Origin of the sequence: Paenarthrobacter sp., from assembly GCF_031180005.1 — a bacterium.
Taxonomy (GTDB): Bacteria; Actinomycetota; Actinomycetes; order Actinomycetales; family Micrococcaceae; genus Arthrobacter.
The window spans coordinates 1-14,756 of the sequence record NZ_JAPSHI010000044.1 but is presented as its reverse complement, the minus strand read 5'-3'; the positions used below and the strand labels follow the sequence as shown (position 1 = coordinate 14,756).

Here is a 14,756-nt window from a genome sequence, read left to right as displayed (position 1 = left end):
CCGTGGTAGTCGCTACCCCGGAGAAAGAGGAGGCTCGCTAAGTGGGACAGAAAGTAAACCCGCACGGGTTCCGACTCGGCATCACCACCGATCACGTATCGCACTGGTTCGCTGACAGCACCAAGGCTGGCCAGCGGTACAAGGACTTCGTTCGCGAAGACATCCGTATCCGCCAGCTCATGTCCACGGGCATGGAGCGCGCCGGTATCGCCAAGGTTGAGATCGAGCGTACCCGCGACCGTGTCCGCGTGGACATCCATACGGCACGTCCGGGCATCGTCATCGGCCGCCGCGGCGCCGAGGCAGACCGCATCCGCGGCGAGCTCGAAAAGCTCACTGGCAAGCAGGTTCAGCTGAACATCCTCGAGGTCAAGAACCCCGAGATGGAAGCTCAGCTTGTTGCCCAGGGCGTTGCAGAGCAGCTGACCTCACGTGTGGCTTTCCGCCGTGCGATGAAGAAGGCAATGCAGTCCGCACAGCGCGCCGGTGCCAAGGGTATCCGTATCGCTTGCTCCGGTCGTCTGGGTGGCGCAGAAATGTCCCGCTCGGAGTTCTACCGCGAAGGCCGTGTGCCCCTGCACACCCTCCGCGCGAACATCGACTACGGCTTCTACGAGGCCAAGACCACCTTCGGCCGCATTGGCGTGAAGGTCTGGATCTACAAGGGTGACGTCACCGCCAAGGAACTGGCACAGCAGGCAGCTGCTGCTCCGTCCCGCGGCCGTGGTGCCAGCGACCGCCCGGGCCGCCCGGGTGGCGCTGACCGTGGTGACCGCCGTCGTCGTACCGACCGTCCGGCAGCCGAAGCAGCTCCTGCTGCTGAAGCCGCTCCGGCAGTTGAGGCTGCACCCGCTGCAGTAGAAGGAGGACAGGCTTAAATGCTTATCCCACGTCGAGTCAAGCACCGTAAGCAGCACCACCCGGGTCGTTCCGGCGCTGCTACGGGCGGCACCAAGGTCTCCTTCGGTGAGTACGGCATCCAGGCTCTGAGCCCGGCATACGTCACCAACCGTCAGATCGAATCCGCACGTATTGCAATGACCCGCCACATCAAGCGTGGCGGTAAGGTCTGGATCAACATCTACCCGGACCGTCCGCTGACGAAGAAGCCTGCTGAAACCCGTATGGGTTCCGGTAAGGGTTCTCCGGAGTGGTGGGTTGCAAACGTCAAGCCGGGCCGGGTTCTCTTCGAACTCTCCGGTGTCAATGAAGAGGTAGCTCGCGAGGCCCTGCGCCTTGCAATCCACAAGCTCCCGTTGAAGGCACGCATTGTGCGTCGCGAAGGTGGTGAATAGAAATGGCAGTAGGGTCGAAGGATCTCGCACCCGCACAGCTGGACGGTTTCGACAACGAGCGTCTCGTTGAAGAACTCCGCAAGTCCAAGGAAGAGCTGTTCAACCTGCGTTTCCAGTCCGCCACCGGTCAGCTGGAGAACCACGGTCGTCTGCGTGCGGTAAAGAAGGACATCGCTCGCATCTACACCGTTCTCCGTGAGCGTGAGCTGGGCATTCGTGCCGAGGTTGCCGCACCGGTTGTGGAAGCCAAGGAAGAAAAGAAGTCCAAGAAGTCAGCAGCCAAGGCTGAGAAGGCTGAAAAGCCGGCCGAAGCTGAGACCGAGGAGGACGCCAAGTGAGTGAAAAGGACGAGAACGTGACGGAAACTGTTTCTGCTGCGGCAGCTACGGCTGAGCAGCGCGGTTACCGTAAGACGCGTCGTGGCTACGTGGTCTCGGACAAGATGGAAAAGACCATCGTTGTCCAGGTTGAAGACCGCGTGAAGCACGCCCTGTACGGCAAGGTCATCCGCCGCACTTCGAAGGTCAAGGCTCACGACGAGCAGAACATCGCCGGCATCGGCGATCTCGTGCTCATCGCTGAGACCCGCCCACTGTCCGCCACCAAGAACTGGCGGCTTGTGGAGATCCTCGAAAAGGCCAAGTAACACCGGCGGCTTTGCTGAAACAAAGCTGCACTGGAAACCCCCGTTCCCTTTGGGAGCGGGGGTTTCCGCGTCTCCATGTGATATGGGAACCGGGAAGAATTGTGCTAGGATATTGAGTTTGTATGGCGCCGTTCGTGCGCCGTCATCAACCTCGTAAACAATCGTGCCACGGCATAGTGCCCCCTTGCGTCCTGATCAGTCAGAATCCGCTTGGGAAGCAAATGTTTTTGGCACGGGAGTTTAGGCCTGGTCTGGCAAAATCCAGGCAGGTCAAGAGACACCCCGATCAACCGTTCCGCAAGGCTCATTCCGTAGGAAGATTTTCGGTCTGAGAACCCGCGCGACGCAAGGAGTAAATAGTGATTCAGCAGGAGTCGCGACTCAAGGTCGCCGACAACACGGGTGCTAAGGAAATCCTTACCATTCGCGTTCTCGGTGGATCTGGCCGTCGCTACGCAGGCATTGGCGACGTCATCGTCGCTACCGTCAAGGACGCAATCCCGGGCGGCAACGTAAAGAAGGGCGATGTGGTCAAGGCCGTCATCGTCCGTACCAAGAAGGAACGCCGCCGTGCGGATGGTTCCTACATCAAGTTTGACGAGAACGCAGCTGTAATCCTGAAGAACGACGGTGACCCCCGCGGCACCCGTATCTTCGGACCGGTTGGTCGTGAGCTCCGTGACAAGAAGTTCATGAAGATCGTTTCTCTGGCTCCGGAGGTGCTGTAGTCCATGGCTAAGATCAAGAAGGGTGACCTCGTTCAGGTCATCACTGGCGCCAAGGCTGAGCGCGGCGGCGACCGTGGCAAGCAGGGCAAGGTTCTGCGCGTATTCCCCGAGACCAACCGCGTGTTGGTTGAAGGCATTAACCGCGTAACCAAGCACACCAAGGTCGGTCAGTCGCAGCGCGGCACCAAGACCGGTGGCATCGAGGTCGTTGAGGCTTCAATCCACATCTCCAACGTGGCTCTGGTTGACCCGTCCACCAAGAAGCCCACCCGCGTAGGTTTCCGCACCGAGACCGTTGAGCGCGATGGCGTGAAGCGTGAAGTGCGCGTACGCGTGGCCAAGAGCTCCGGGAAGGACATCTAATGACTGAGACTCTCGAGACTCCGGCAAGCAAGATCGTTCCTCGTCTGAAGACCAAGTACGCGGATTCCATCAAGGACACGCTTGTTGAGGAATTCAAGTACGAGAACGTTAACCAGGTTCCGCGCCTGGTCAAGGTTGTCGTGAACATGGGTGTTGGAGATGCCGCCAAGGACTCCAAGCTGATCGACGGCGCTGTCCGCGACCTCACCCTGATCACCGGCCAGAAGCCCCAGGTCACCAAGGCCCGCAAGTCGATCGCTCAGTTCAAGCTGCGCGAAGGCATGCCCATCGGTGCACACGCAACTCTGCGTGGAGACCGCATGTGGGAATTCCTGGACCGCCTGGTAACCCTCGCACTGCCCCGTATCCGCGACTTCCGCGGCCTCAGCGGCAAGCAGTTCGACGGCAACGGCAACTACACCTTCGGTCTGACCGAGCAGGTTATGTTCCACGAGATCGACCAGGATTCCATTGACCGCGTTCGCGGTATGGACATCACGGTTGTCACCACTGCAAAGACCGATGACGAAGGCCGCGCGCTGCTGAAGGCGCTTGGCTTCCCGTTCAAGACCGAAGATTAATCTAGCTACATAAAAGGTCCGCCTGACCTGGTACTGGGAATTGATTCCCGGACCAGCCAGCGGAAACCGTTATGAGGAAGGGCAAGAGCCCACATGACTATGACAGATCCTGTCGCAGATATGCTTACGCGTCTGCGCAACGCAAACTCGGCATACCACGATTCCGTGTCTATGCCTTACAGCAAGCTCAAGGCACGCGTCGCTGACATCCTGAAGGCCGAAGGTTACATCGCCTCCTGGAAAGAAGAAGACGCTGAGGTTGGCAAGAAGCTGACCCTCGAGCTCAAGTTCGGCCCGAACCGCGAGCGTTCAATTGCTGGCGTTCGTCGTATTTCCAAGCCGGGACTGCGCGTATACGCAAAGTCCACCAACCTGCCGCACGTGCTCGGTGGCCTGGGTGTCGCAATCCTGTCCACCTCTTCCGGCCTCTTGACTGACAAGCAGGCCGGCAAGAAGGGCGTGGGCGGCGAAGTCCTCGCTTACGTCTGGTAACGGGAAAGGAAGAGAATAATGTCACGTATTGGACGTCTCCCCATCACCGTTCCTGCCGGCGTTGAGGTCAAGGTTGACGGCTCTGTCGTCAGCGTCAAGGGTTCCAAAGGCGAGCTGAGCCACACTGTGGCCAGCCCGATCGAGGTTGCCCTGGAAGACAACACCCTGACCGTCACCCGCCCGAACGACGAGCGCGCCTCCCGTTCGCTGCACGGTTTGACCCGCACCCTGATCTCCAACATGATCCAGGGCGTCACGGCCGGCTACGAAAAGAAGCTTGAAATCGTTGGTACCGGTTACCGCGTACAGGCCAAGGGATCTGACCTTGAGTTCGCTCTCGGCTTCAGCCACCCGGTCAGCGTTACGGCACCGGCCGGCATCACCTTTGCAGTAGAGGGGCCGACCAAGCTCTCTGTCTCAGGCATCAACAAGCAGCAGGTCGGCGAGGTTGCTGCCAACATTCGCAAGCTGCGCAAGCCGGACCCCTACAAGGGCAAGGGCATTCGCTACGCCGGCGAAGTCATCCGCCGCAAGGTCGGAAAGGCTGGTAAGTAACCATGGCCATCGCAATTAACAAGAAGCGTACGAACAAGAGCAAGTCTGCTTCGCGCAGCCGCCGCCAGCTTCGTATCCGCAAGCGCATCTCCGGAACGCCTGCACGTCCCCGTCTGGTCGTGAACCGCTCCGCACGCCACGTATTTGTCCAGGTTGTCGACGACACCATCGGCCAGACCGTAGCGAGCGCATCCACACTGGAAGCCGACCTTCGTGCATTCGACGGTGACAAGACCGCCAAGGCCAAGCGCGTTGGTGAGCTCGTAGCCGAGCGCGCCAAGGCTGCCGGAGTCGAAGCGGTTGTCTTCGACCGTGGTGGTAACAAGTACCACGGCCGGATCGCCGCCGTCGCTGACGGTGCACGTGAAGGTGGGCTGTCACTGTGACGGAAGCAAACAAGGAAAAGGACACTGTGTCTGCAGATCAGAAGGCGACTGAAGCCGTAGCTGCTGAAGCCACCGCTCCCGCCGCTGGCGACGACCGCCGCGGCGGTGCCCGTCGCGGCGAGCGTGGCGACCGTGGCCAGGGCCGCGGCGACCGTGGTGGCCGTGGTGGCCGCGACGGCGGCCGTGAAGCCGAGAAGAGCCAGTTCGTAGAGCGCGTTGTTACCATCAACCGCGTTTCCAAGGTCGTCAAGGGTGGTCGTCGCTTCAGCTTCACCGCACTCGTCGTCGTTGGTGACGGTAACGGTATGGTCGGCGTCGGCTACGGCAAGGCGAAGGAAGTTCCCGCAGCAATCGCTAAGGGCGTTGAAGAAGCCAAGAAGTCCTTCTTCCGCGTTCCCCGCGTTGGCAGCACCATCCCGCACCGTGTGCAGGGCGAAGCTGCTGCAGGCGTCGTAATGCTGCGTCCGGCTTCCGCCGGTACCGGTGTTATCGCCGGCGGTCCGGTCCGTGCAGTACTGGAGTGCGTGGGCATCCACGACATCCTCTCCAAGTCGCTCGGTTCCTCCAACGCCATCAACATCGTTCACGCGACTGTTGACGCTCTGAAGCGCCTGGAAGAGCCCGCGTCTGTGGCAGCCCGTCGTGGCCTGCCGCTGGACGAGGTTGCTCCGGCTGCTTTGGTCCGCGCTCTTCTGAACCAGAACCAGAAGGCAGGTGTCTAAGGCATGGCCAAGAACCTGATTCCCTCCGACGCACAGTTGGAGATCACTCAGATCAAGTCCGCCATTGGCGGCAAGCAGAACCAGCGCGACACCCTGCGGTCCCTCGGCCTGAAGCGGATCGGACACACTGTTGTCCGCACCGCCGACGCCGTGACTGTCGGAATGCTCAACACGGTTCCGCACCTGGTAAAGGTAGAGGAGGCGAAGTAAATGGCAGAGAAGAACACCGCCGAAAAGGCACAGGGCGCCACTGCTGAGAAGCAGAACGCACTGAAGGTTCACCACCTGCGTCCCGCTCCGGGTGCCAAGACCGCCAAGACCCGTGTTGGTCGTGGTGAAGGTTCCAAGGGTAAGACCGCCGGTCGCGGTACCAAGGGTACGAAGGCCCGCTACCAGATCAAGGCTGGCTTTGCCGGCGGCCAGTTGCCGCTGCACATGCGCCTGCCGAAGCTGCGCGGCTTCAAGAACCCGTTCCGGGTTGAGTACCAGGTTGTTAACCTGGACAAGCTCAACGAGCTGTTCCCGGAAGGTGGCGTTGTCACCGTGGAGAACCTGGTGGCAAAGGGTGCCGTTCGCAAGAACCAGCCCGTCAAGGTGCTGGGCACCGGTGACATCACCGTCAAGGTTGACGTCACGGTCGATGCATTCTCGGCCAGCGCTGCCGAAAAGATTGCTGCAGCAGGCGGAAGCACCACCGCACTCTAAATGAGTGTGGGCAAGCAATTGCCTATTGCGAAAAACTCCCGGTTGTCGGGGCTCAGGCCTCGTCGACCGGGAGTTTTTTCTTTTTTGGGAGCTCACCGATTATCGGCGGAGCGCATCCACCCGTTAGACTCGGTTGTTGGGTTTATTGACCCTGCTCACATGACTTCATCAAACAACTCAGGAGGACGCTTGCTTAGCGCATTTGGCCGGGCCTTTCGCACGCCTGATCTGCGACGCAAGTTGTTGTTCACGCTGGGAATCATCACAATCTTCCGCTTGGGCGCTTTCATCCCCTCGCCTGGTGTGAACTACCAGAATGTCCAGCAATGCTTGTCGACAGGTCAGACCTCGGGCGGTATCTACCAGCTCGTCAACTTGTTCAGTGGCGGTGCCCTGCTGCAAGTGTCCATCTTTGCCTTGGGGATCATGCCGTACATCACGGCAAGCATCATTGTGCAGCTCCTGCGGGTGGTCATTCCCCGTTTCCAGCAACTGTACGAAGAGGGCGCCTCGGGCCAGTCGAAGCTGACGCAGTACACGCGTTACCTGACTATCGCCCTTGGCCTGCTGAACGCCACGACACTGGTGTCGTTGGCCCGTTCCGGGCAGCTGCTGCCGGGCTGCAACCTTCCGCTCATTCCGGACGACAGCATCATCACCACCATCCTCCTGATCATCACGCTGACGGCGGGTACCGGCCTCATCATGTGGATGGGCGAGCTCGTCACTGAAAAGGGCGTCGGCAACGGTATGTCGCTGCTCATCTTCACATCCATCGCAGCGACGTTCCCCACCTCCCTTGGCGCCATCTGGACGTCACAGGGCCCGGGAACGTTCTTTATGGTTCTGGCGATCGGACTTGTGACCGTTGCACTGGTGGTCTTTGTGGAGCAGTCTCAGCGTCGTGTACCGGTGCAGTACGCCAAGCGGATGATTGGCCGCCGTACCGTGGGCGGAACAAGCACCTACATCCCCATCAAGGTGAATATGGCCGGCGTGATCCCCGTGATCTTCGCTTCCTCGATGCTGTACCTGCCGGGCCTGATCTCCCAGTTCAACCAGCCCCGGGCGGGCGAACCGGTCCAGCCGTGGGTTGAATGGATCAACAACAACCTCACACGCGGGGACCACCCCATCTACATGGCGCTCTATTTCGCCATGATCGTTTTCTTTACTTACTTCTACGTGGCGATCACCTTCAACCCTGAAGAGGTCTCCGACAACATGAAGAAGTACGGCGGCTTCATTCCCGGCATCCGGGCCGGCAAGCCAACCGCGGATTACCTGCAGTACGTCCTCTCACGGATCACGTTGCCCGGGGCCCTCTACCTGGGCTTCGTCGCGCTGATTCCGTTGGTGGCCCTGGTCCTGATCAACGCCAACCAGAACTTCCCGTTCGGCGGCACCTCGATCCTGATCATGGTGGGCGTAGGCCTTGAAACGGTCAAGCAGATCGACGCGCAGCTACAGCAACGTCACTATGAAGGGCTCTTACGATGACCAGAATGTTGATTATCGGACCTCCTGGCTCCGGCAAAGGAACGCAGGCGGAACGTATTTCGGAGCGGCTCGGCGTCGTAGCGATCTCCACCGGCGATATCTTCCGTGCCAACGTCAAGGGTGAGACTCCCCTGGGCCTCGAGGCCAAGAAGTACATGGACGCCGGAGATTTTGTTCCGGACAGCGTCACCAACAAAATGGTGCGTGACCGCCTCAGCGAAGGCGACGTGGACGGCGGCTTCCTCCTGGACGGTTACCCCCGCACTACAGCGCAGGTGGACTACCTGGACCAGATCCTGGCTGAAGGTGATCAAAAGCTCGACGTCGTGCTCCAGCTGACCGCGGACGACGAGGAACTGGTTACCCGCCTCCTGGGGCGCGCCAAGGAGAACGGCCGCAGTGACGACAATGAAGCCGTCATCCGGCACCGCCTGGACCTCTACCACGAGCAGACTGAAGCCGTTGTGGCGAAGTACGCGGAGCGCGGCATCCTCACACAGGTCGACGGCATCGGCGCCATCGACGAAGTGACGGACCGCGTGATGCAGGCCATCAAGGCTGCCCAGGCGGCCTGATCAGCCCAGCTTTACGAGGCTCCTCCCGCGTATCGGGAGGAGCCTCACCCATTTACCCCGAACGCATCCCAACAGCTTGCCTCTGAAAGGACCGGAAGATGGCCTTCGGCCAGCCCCGTATTGAGTACAAGACCGACGCCCAGATACGCACCATGCACAAGGCAGGCCTTGTTCTGAGTCGCGCCCTCGATGCCGCTGCCGCCGCTGCCACTGCCGGAACCACCACCAAGGAGCTGGACGAGGTATTCGCCGCTGTCCTCAGCGACTCCGGTGCCAAGTCAAATTTCCTGGGCTATCACGGGTTCCCGGCGACCATTTGCACCTCCGTCAATGAGGAAGTGGTGCACGGGATCCCAGGCAACCGGATCTTGCGGGACGGAGACATCCTGTCGATCGACGGCGGCGCCATCGTGGACGGGTGGCATTCCGATTCCGCACGCACGGTCATTGTGGGCACGGCCGATCCCGCCGATCAGCGCCTCTCGGACGTGACTGAGACAGCAATGTGGCACGGGATAGCGGCGCTTGCCACTGGAAAGAACATCGGTGACATTGGCGCCGCGGTAGACGACTACGTCTCTTCTGTGCCCGGGAAGCCGCTCGGAATCCTGGAAGACTACGTGGGTCACGGTATCGGCTCTGAGATGCACATGGCGCCGGACGTTCCCAACTACAGGACCGGTCACCGGGGGCCGAAGATCCGCCCGGGCCTCTGCCTGGCCATCGAGCCGATGCTGGTCCGAGGCGGAATTGACACCGCAGTGCTCGACGACGACTGGACCGTGGTCACCGCTGACGGCCAGCGCTCCTGCCAATGGGAGCACTCCGTTGCCGTGCACAGCAAGGGGATCTGGGTTCTTTCCGCTCCCGACGGCGGCGCGGAACGCCTGGCGCCCCTCGGGGTAGTTCCTACCCCGATTCCCTGATCCTGAGACTTTTTCCCCTCCCGGAACATTAACCTCATAGCCGGCCGTTCAAATGCGGGGCGGCAAAAGGGGGAGGGGGCCCATGGGTAAACTGGGGACATGTCTGTTCGTCGCGGTTCATTGAAGGCTGTCCTGGCACTTGTCGCTTGTTTGTTCCTTGCAGCAACCATGACGGCAGCGAAGGATCCTGCATCCGCTGCCAAGTACTGCTCAGCGGACGTCGCCAGGCAGAAGCTTCAGTGCCATGACACACCTGAAGAGCTCAACCGATCGCTGGAGCTTTCCGGCGTGGATACGGGAAAAAAGGCTAAAGGTACTGAAGGGCCCCGCCTCAAGTCCGAATCAACCGAAACCGCTCAGGCGGCGTCTGTCATCGGCACAGTCTATGACAACTCAGGCTATGGCGGCGGTTATTTGAACATCGTGGGGGACTCGTGCGGGTCGGGCTACACGGATTTCATTGACCTGACCTGGACGGGTTGGAATGACCGTCTTTCCTCCTTTATCGGCGGATCTGGCTGCCGCTTGTACCTCCACGAGCATTCAAACGGTACAGGTGCCGGTTACGGCTGGTACGCATCCTCATCCTGGGTTGGCACCATGAACGATCGAACGTCCTCCATCAGCTTTTCGCCCTAGGCAAGTGGCCGGTTTTTTCAGGTCCCGGACCGGCAACGGCGTCGGGCCGGACGACCCTGACCACGAAGCACACTTGCTCAAAGGTCTTGTAAAGCGCGATGAGGGTGCGTTCGGCGAGGTCTATGACCGGTATGCCGACGGCGTTTTGCGATACCTCGTGAAGATGACAGGCAGTATCCCCGCCGCAGAAGAGCTCGCCCAGGAGACTTTTTTCCTGTTGTGGGAGAAGGCAAAGACCGTGAGCCTTGTCAACGGCTCGCTGCGCCCCTGGATTTTTTCCACAGCCAAGTTCCTGAGCTACAACCACAACCGGAAACACGGCAACCAGCCCACAGCTGACATTGATGAGCTGGATGCCAGTAAGGCATTGGTAGCCGTCTCTGCGGAGAGCATTGTGGTCACCAATGACCAGATCTCGCAGGTAATGGCCGTCGTAGCAACTATGTCTGTCCAGGACCAGGCCGTTTTCCGGATGTTCTTCCTGGGCGATGTGCCACACGCCCAGATTGCCGCGGCCACAGGCATTACCACTGCCGCCGTAAAGAACCGCGTTCTGCGGATGCGTTCCAAACTAAAAGAGCTGTTTAACGAGACCCAGGGGGAGGAGGTGACTCAAAAATGGAGGATCTGAGTGAAAGCCGTGAGCGGGTACGTGCCGCGCTCACCAACAGGATCAGCGCCGATCTTCGCCGACGGCGGCAACGCAGCCGCCGCGTTGTGGCGGCAGTCATGGCGCCAGTGATCCTCGCTGCCGCGACTGCTGGTTTCTATATCTTCAATGTGACGCCGGAACAGGCCAAATACACTGCTTTCTGTTATTCGGGTCCCTCCGCCAACACCTACGCTGAAGAGGTGGCTCTGGCGGTCGGAGGACCCGCGGACAACACCGAGGCCGTCGATCCTGTAGAGCTCTGCAGTTCACTGTGGCGTGAAGGCAGGATCCAGCCCGGAGTCACCGTTCGGCCAGCACCGAAGCCGCCTGCCACCGCTCCCCAGGCGCCGACGAAAGTACCTGTCCTGGTCAAGTGCATACGGGATGACTGGCGGTACGCGGTACTGCCTGCCCCGGGGGACGTCCCGATATCAACTGAGGAGTTCTGTCCTGAAGTGGGAATGCGTCCCGCGACGCTCGATGTCGAGAAGATGCTCCGGGAGCAGCAAGGCAAATAACGGCACACGTGCACCACAATGGAGCCATGGGAGCGATCACTGACGTCACAGGTATCCGGGTAGGCCAGGTCCAAAAGTCCGGCGACGGGTGGTTGAGCGGGGTGACGGTGGTCCTGCCGCCGCCCGGGACTGTTGGCTCCGTTCACGTCCAAGGCGGCGGGCCGGGCACTCACGAAACTGATGCATTGGAGCCCACCACGCTGACCTCCTTCGTTGATGCCGTGGTCCTGACAGGCGGCAGTGCCTACGGGCTCGTCGCAGCCCATGGCGCCCAGCGTTGGTGCGAGGAGAACGGCCGGGGCTTCGAAGTTCCCGGCGGCGTAGTTCCCATCGTCCCGGCTGCATCCATCTTCGACCTCGGAAGGGGCGGCGACTTCCAGGCCCGCCCGGATCAGGCCATGGGCTACGAAGCCACCGCCGTCGCCTTCACCCGAAGGGACGGGCACGACGTCGAACGCGGCAACGTAGGAGCCGGCACCGGAGCAGCCATGGCACGAACCTACAAAGGCGGAGTAGGCACGGCCTCAATCACCCTCGACGGCATCTCTGCTGAGGGAACTGTCGTTGTCGGCGCCATAGTGGTGGTCAATGCGCTGGGACTGCCGTTCCTGCCAGAAGGGCGGCAGGAGCCGCACCCCTCCGCCCGCTCGGTCGTTCCTCCCCTCTCGCCCCCTAACCTCGCAAGCCCGGCCAGGGAACCCGGCGAGAGTGGGCCCACCTTAGACGCGGGCTTCCGGGTTCCGGAACCTGCCGCCCAGGTTCCCGATTCCCCTCCCGACGTGGGTGGTAAGCAACTCAATACAACGCTCGTCGTCGTCGCGACGAATGCGGTCCTGGACAAGGCTGAGTGCAAACGGACGGCGTCGGCTGCGCACGCGGGGATCGCGCGGGCGTTGAATCCGAGCCACACTTTGGCCGACGGCGACACCGTGTTCACCCTGGCGACCGGCGCCGTTCAGCTGGATCGGAGCAGTACGGAGGCCCGGATGTTGAGTCTTATCAAGCTGCAAAGCGCCGCAGCCGACGTCGTGCGTCTGGCCATCATGGACGGGGTCACCAGGGCGGAGAGTGTCAGCACCCCGGCAGGGGAGTTTGCTGCATTTAGGGGCACCGTGCGCTAACATGGCAGGATTTAACATTTGCGCCATCATGGCGTAGTGTTGTCTGTTGGTTGTCTGCCCTGTTGCGCCCTTTTGCGGTCGCTAGGCGATGGCCAATCAATCAAAAAACGTTCACAGTCATGCCCGGTGCATTCCGGAGGGCTGTGGCAACAACAGTTAGCGGAGGATATGGCCAAGAAGGACGGGGTCATAGAGATCGAAGGCGTTGTGACCGAGGCGCTGCCCAATGCGATGTTCCGTGTTGAGCTCACCAACAAGCACATCGTACTTGCACACATCTCTGGAAAAATGCGTCAGCACTACATCAGGATTCTCCCTGAGGACCGGGTAGTGGTGGAGCTGAGCCCTTATGACCTGACACGTGGTCGTATTGTCTACCGCTACAAATAAGCTCTGGGCGGCAATGGCATCAACCGGAAGCCGCTCCAGTGGTCCAACTGCAACACGCAAAGGAACGCCATGAAGGTCAAGCCGAGCGTCAAGCAGATCTGCGAAAAGTGCAAAGTGATCCGCCGTAATGGCCGGGTCATGGTGATCTGCGAGAACCCGCGCCACAAGCAGCGCCAGGGCTAATTTCCTTCTGGAAATCCCTGGGTTGCTAACCCACGCAAGTAAATAAAAGGCAGCACAAGCTGAACCGGGACATCGAGTAATAACGAGCCTGGACAGCTAACCCCCGGTCGGAGGCTGGGGCCGCACAGAACGTGCGGGTGTACTGCCTACGACCTCCGGTTTATTCAAGGAGCACTGCCACTATGGCTCGTCTCGCTGGCGTAGACATTCCCCGCGAAAAGCGGCTGGAAATTGCGCTTACTTACATCTACGGCGTGGGCAAGACCCGTGCACACGAAACCCTGGCTGCCACTGGCATCAGCGCTGACGTTCGCGTCAAGGACCTGACTGATGCACAGCTGGTTGAGCTGCGTGACTACATTGAAGGCAACTACAAGGTTGAGGGTGACCTTCGCCGCGAAGTAGCAGCAGATATCCGCCGCAAGGTTGAAATCGGCAGCTACGAAGGCCTGCGCCACCGCAAGGGCCTGCCCGTACGCGGACAGCGTACGAAGACCAACGCACGTACCCGCAAGGGCCCGAAGCGTACCGTCGCCGGCAAGAAGAAAGCCGGCCGCTAGAAATAGCTGCTGACTTTCCCCAATAAACTTTCTGTAGGAGAAATAATGCCCCCGAAGACTCGTGGCGCGGTTCGCAAGCCGCGTAAGAAGGACAAGAAGAATATCGCGCTTGGCCAGGCGCACATCAAGAGCACCTTTAACAACACCATCGTTTCCATCACGGATCCGAACGGCGCTGTTATCTCTTGGGCTTCCTCAGGTGAGGTTGGCTTCAAGGGCTCGCGTAAGTCCACTCCGTTCGCTGCCCAGATGGCTGCCGAAGCCGCTGCCAAGCGCGCCCAGGAGCACGGCATGCGCAAGGTTGACGTTTTCGTCAAGGGACCGGGATCCGGACGCGAGACCGCGATCCGTTCGCTGCAGGCCGCAGGCCTCGAGGTTGGCTCCATCCAGGACGTCACCCCCGCTGCGCACAACGGCTGCCGCCCGCCGAAGCGCCGCCGCGTCTAAGGCTTTCCACGCCGCATGAGCTTGCCCGGACCGTCGATGGTCCGGGCAAGCCCAGCGCGTTAAGTCTTCAGACCGAATTTCCACCACCTGTGTTGCGTCATATAGCGGATGCTCGCCGAAAGGAAACCTAAGTGCTCATTGCACAGCGCCCCACCCTCTCCGAAGAGGTAGTTTCAGAAAACCGTTCGCGTTTCATCATTGAACCGCTGGAACCGGGCTTCGGCTACACCCTCGGAAACTCCCTCCGCCGTACCCTGCTCTCCTCCATCCCCGGTGCTGCTGTAACCAGCATCCGGATCGATGGCGTGCTGCACGAGTTCACCACGGTTCCGGGTGTCAAGGAAGATGTCACTGAGATCATCCTGAACATCAAGAGCCTCTCGGTTTCCTCCGAGCACGATGAGCCGGTTGTCGCTTACCTGCGCAAGCAGGGCCCCGGAGTCGTCACCGCCGCGGACATCGCTCCGCCGGCCGGCGTCGAATTCCACAACCCGGATCTGCACATTGCCACGCTGAACTCGAAGGGCAAGTTCGAACTCGAACTGACCATCGAGCGCGGCCGCGGCTACGTTTCGGCAGCTCAGAACAAGTCCGGCGACGCAGAGATCGGCCGTATCCCGGTCGATTCCATCTACTCGCCGGTACTGAAGGTTACTTTCCGCGTGGAAGCAACCCGTGTTGAGCAGCGCACCGACTTTGACAAGCTGATTGTCGACGTCGAGACCAAGCAGGCCATCGCCCCGCGCGATGCTGTGGCTTCCGCAGGCACCAC

General features: G+C 60.6%; 25 protein-coding genes. All 25 read left to right on the top strand.

What is annotated here, in order from left to right; all coding sequences use genetic code 11:
• The first annotated feature begins 41 nt into the window (after positions 1 to 41).
• Positions 42 to 878: a 30S ribosomal protein S3 gene (rpsC, locus tag RIF72_RS19145; protein WP_247046531.1), complete on the top strand. Its 837-nt coding sequence runs from the start codon at positions 42 to 44 to the stop codon at positions 876 to 878.
• Positions 879 to 1,295 (top strand): 50S ribosomal protein L16, encoded by a 417-nt coding sequence (gene rplP / locus RIF72_RS19140; RefSeq protein ID WP_003803795.1) that lies wholly within the window; start codon positions 879 to 881, stop codon positions 1,293 to 1,295.
• Between the two features lie 2 nt (positions 1,296 to 1,297).
• The gene (gene rpmC / locus RIF72_RS19135; RefSeq protein WP_281507255.1) at positions 1,298 to 1,633 is read left to right on the top strand and encodes a 50S ribosomal protein L29; all 336 of its coding nucleotides are present in this window, start codon (positions 1,298 to 1,300) and stop codon (positions 1,631 to 1,633) included.
• Positions 1,630 to 1,941, top strand: a complete 312-nt coding sequence (rpsQ, locus tag RIF72_RS19130) for a 30S ribosomal protein S17 (protein ID WP_247046530.1) — start codon at positions 1,630 to 1,632, stop codon at positions 1,939 to 1,941. Before rpmC ends, rpsQ begins: the two co-directional genes overlap by 4 nt.
• A 359-nt stretch (positions 1,942 to 2,300) precedes the next feature.
• A complete protein-coding gene (gene rplN, locus RIF72_RS19125) occupies positions 2,301 to 2,669 on the top strand; it encodes a 50S ribosomal protein L14 (RefSeq protein WP_003803789.1) in 369 nt (122 codons plus the stop codon).
• A 3-nt stretch (positions 2,670 to 2,672) separates the two neighbouring features.
• Positions 2,673 to 3,032 (top strand): 50S ribosomal protein L24, encoded by a 360-nt coding sequence (rplX, locus tag RIF72_RS19120; protein ID WP_066436866.1) that lies wholly within the window; start codon positions 2,673 to 2,675, stop codon positions 3,030 to 3,032.
• Entirely contained in the window at positions 3,032 to 3,613 is a 582-nt protein-coding gene (gene rplE / locus RIF72_RS19115; RefSeq protein ID WP_309076384.1) for a 50S ribosomal protein L5, read from the top strand. The genes rplX and rplE overlap by 1 nt, the downstream gene beginning before the upstream one ends.
• A 93-nt stretch (positions 3,614 to 3,706) precedes the next feature.
• Positions 3,707 to 4,105 (top strand): 30S ribosomal protein S8, encoded by a 399-nt coding sequence (gene rpsH, locus RIF72_RS19110; protein ID WP_056425243.1) that lies wholly within the window; start codon positions 3,707 to 3,709, stop codon positions 4,103 to 4,105.
• A gap of 18 nt (positions 4,106 to 4,123) precedes the next feature.
• Positions 4,124 to 4,660 (top strand): 50S ribosomal protein L6, encoded by a 537-nt coding sequence (gene rplF / locus RIF72_RS19105; RefSeq protein WP_309076383.1) that lies wholly within the window; start codon positions 4,124 to 4,126, stop codon positions 4,658 to 4,660.
• A 2-nt stretch (positions 4,661 to 4,662) separates the two neighbouring features.
• Positions 4,663 to 5,046, top strand: coding sequence for a 50S ribosomal protein L18 (rplR, locus tag RIF72_RS19100; protein ID WP_309076382.1), 384 nt, complete (start codon positions 4,663 to 4,665; stop codon positions 5,044 to 5,046).
• Entirely contained in the window at positions 5,043 to 5,768 is a 726-nt protein-coding gene (gene rpsE, locus RIF72_RS19095) for a 30S ribosomal protein S5 (RefSeq protein ID WP_309076381.1), read from the top strand. The genes rplR and rpsE overlap by 4 nt, the downstream gene beginning before the upstream one ends.
• A gap of 3 nt (positions 5,769 to 5,771) precedes the next feature.
• Positions 5,772 to 5,978, top strand: coding sequence for a 50S ribosomal protein L30 (rpmD, locus tag RIF72_RS19090; RefSeq protein WP_056626615.1), 207 nt, complete (start codon positions 5,772 to 5,774; stop codon positions 5,976 to 5,978).
• On the top strand, positions 5,979 to 6,473 hold the full coding sequence (rplO, locus tag RIF72_RS19085; protein WP_309076380.1) for a 50S ribosomal protein L15: 495 nt from the start codon (positions 5,979 to 5,981) through the stop codon (positions 6,471 to 6,473).
• A gap of 189 nt (positions 6,474 to 6,662) precedes the next feature.
• Positions 6,663 to 7,973, top strand: a complete 1,311-nt coding sequence (gene secY, locus RIF72_RS19080) for a preprotein translocase subunit SecY (protein WP_309076385.1) — start codon at positions 6,663 to 6,665, stop codon at positions 7,971 to 7,973.
• A 5-nt stretch (positions 7,974 to 7,978) separates the two neighbouring features.
• Positions 7,979 to 8,548 (top strand): adenylate kinase, encoded by a 570-nt coding sequence (locus RIF72_RS19075; protein ID WP_309076379.1) that lies wholly within the window; start codon positions 7,979 to 7,981, stop codon positions 8,546 to 8,548.
• A gap of 98 nt (positions 8,549 to 8,646) precedes the next feature.
• Positions 8,647 to 9,474, top strand: a complete 828-nt coding sequence (gene map, locus RIF72_RS19070) for a type I methionyl aminopeptidase (protein ID WP_309076378.1) — start codon at positions 8,647 to 8,649, stop codon at positions 9,472 to 9,474.
• Positions 9,475 to 9,573: 99 nt separating this feature from the next.
• Complete coding sequence (locus RIF72_RS19065; protein WP_309076377.1) at positions 9,574 to 10,113, top strand: hypothetical protein; 540 nt, start codon at positions 9,574 to 9,576, stop codon at positions 10,111 to 10,113.
• Positions 10,114 to 10,117: 4 nt separating this feature from the next.
• Positions 10,118 to 10,744, top strand: a complete 627-nt coding sequence (locus RIF72_RS19060) for a sigma-70 family RNA polymerase sigma factor (RefSeq protein WP_309076376.1) — start codon at positions 10,118 to 10,120, stop codon at positions 10,742 to 10,744.
• On the top strand, positions 10,732 to 11,283 hold the full coding sequence (locus RIF72_RS19055) for a hypothetical protein (protein WP_309076375.1): 552 nt from the start codon (positions 10,732 to 10,734) through the stop codon (positions 11,281 to 11,283). Before RIF72_RS19060 ends, RIF72_RS19055 begins: the two co-directional genes overlap by 13 nt.
• A gap of 26 nt (positions 11,284 to 11,309) precedes the next feature.
• Positions 11,310 to 12,404, top strand: coding sequence for a P1 family peptidase (locus tag RIF72_RS19050; protein WP_309076374.1), 1,095 nt, complete (start codon positions 11,310 to 11,312; stop codon positions 12,402 to 12,404).
• 168 nt (positions 12,405 to 12,572) lie between these two features.
• Positions 12,573 to 12,794, top strand: coding sequence for a translation initiation factor IF-1 (gene infA, locus RIF72_RS19045; RefSeq protein ID WP_009358723.1), 222 nt, complete (start codon positions 12,573 to 12,575; stop codon positions 12,792 to 12,794).
• Positions 12,795 to 12,863: 69 nt separating this feature from the next.
• Entirely contained in the window at positions 12,864 to 12,977 is a 114-nt protein-coding gene (gene rpmJ, locus RIF72_RS19040) for a 50S ribosomal protein L36 (protein WP_009358722.1), read from the top strand.
• A 182-nt stretch (positions 12,978 to 13,159) separates the two neighbouring features.
• Positions 13,160 to 13,537, top strand: a complete 378-nt coding sequence (gene rpsM / locus RIF72_RS19035) for a 30S ribosomal protein S13 (RefSeq protein WP_011692780.1) — start codon at positions 13,160 to 13,162, stop codon at positions 13,535 to 13,537.
• A gap of 45 nt (positions 13,538 to 13,582) precedes the next feature.
• Positions 13,583 to 13,984, top strand: coding sequence for a 30S ribosomal protein S11 (gene rpsK / locus RIF72_RS19030; RefSeq protein WP_018769149.1), 402 nt, complete (start codon positions 13,583 to 13,585; stop codon positions 13,982 to 13,984).
• A gap of 131 nt (positions 13,985 to 14,115) precedes the next feature.
• Positions 14,116 to 14,756: DNA-directed RNA polymerase subunit alpha (locus tag RIF72_RS19025; RefSeq protein WP_309076373.1), on the top strand; the 641-nt coding region annotated here is incomplete at its 3' end.

Bases quoted from the DNA above. Each gene is read 5' to 3' on its own strand.
- rplP (WP_003803795.1), top strand. From the start codon at position 879: ATGCTTATCCCACGTCGAGTCAAGCACCGTAAGCAGCACCACCCGGGT.
- rpmC (WP_281507255.1), top strand. From the start codon at position 1,298: ATGGCAGTAGGGTCGAAGGATCTCGCACCCGCACAGCTGGACGGTTTC.
- rplX (WP_066436866.1), top strand. From the start codon at position 2,673: ATGGCTAAGATCAAGAAGGGTGACCTCGTTCAGGTCATCACTGGCGCC.
- rplE (WP_309076384.1), top strand. From the start codon at position 3,032: ATGACTGAGACTCTCGAGACTCCGGCAAGCAAGATCGTTCCTCGTCTG.
- rpsH (WP_056425243.1), top strand. From the start codon at position 3,707: ATGACTATGACAGATCCTGTCGCAGATATGCTTACGCGTCTGCGCAAC.
- rplF (WP_309076383.1), top strand. From the start codon at position 4,124: ATGTCACGTATTGGACGTCTCCCCATCACCGTTCCTGCCGGCGTTGAG.
- rplR (WP_309076382.1), top strand. From the start codon at position 4,663: ATGGCCATCGCAATTAACAAGAAGCGTACGAACAAGAGCAAGTCTGCT.
- rpmD (WP_056626615.1), top strand. From the start codon at position 5,772: ATGGCCAAGAACCTGATTCCCTCCGACGCACAGTTGGAGATCACTCAG.
- rplO (WP_309076380.1), top strand. From the start codon at position 5,979: ATGGCAGAGAAGAACACCGCCGAAAAGGCACAGGGCGCCACTGCTGAG.
- RIF72_RS19075 (WP_309076379.1), top strand. From the start codon at position 7,979: ATGTTGATTATCGGACCTCCTGGCTCCGGCAAAGGAACGCAGGCGGAA.
- map (WP_309076378.1), top strand. From the start codon at position 8,647: ATGGCCTTCGGCCAGCCCCGTATTGAGTACAAGACCGACGCCCAGATA.
- RIF72_RS19065 (WP_309076377.1), top strand. From the start codon at position 9,574: ATGTCTGTTCGTCGCGGTTCATTGAAGGCTGTCCTGGCACTTGTCGCT.
- RIF72_RS19055 (WP_309076375.1), top strand. From the start codon at position 10,732: ATGGAGGATCTGAGTGAAAGCCGTGAGCGGGTACGTGCCGCGCTCACC.
- RIF72_RS19050 (WP_309076374.1), top strand. From the start codon at position 11,310: ATGGGAGCGATCACTGACGTCACAGGTATCCGGGTAGGCCAGGTCCAA.
- infA (WP_009358723.1), top strand. From the start codon at position 12,573: ATGGCCAAGAAGGACGGGGTCATAGAGATCGAAGGCGTTGTGACCGAG.
- rpmJ (WP_009358722.1), top strand. From the start codon at position 12,864: ATGAAGGTCAAGCCGAGCGTCAAGCAGATCTGCGAAAAGTGCAAAGTG.
- rpsM (WP_011692780.1), top strand. From the start codon at position 13,160: ATGGCTCGTCTCGCTGGCGTAGACATTCCCCGCGAAAAGCGGCTGGAA.
- rpsK (WP_018769149.1), top strand. From the start codon at position 13,583: ATGCCCCCGAAGACTCGTGGCGCGGTTCGCAAGCCGCGTAAGAAGGAC.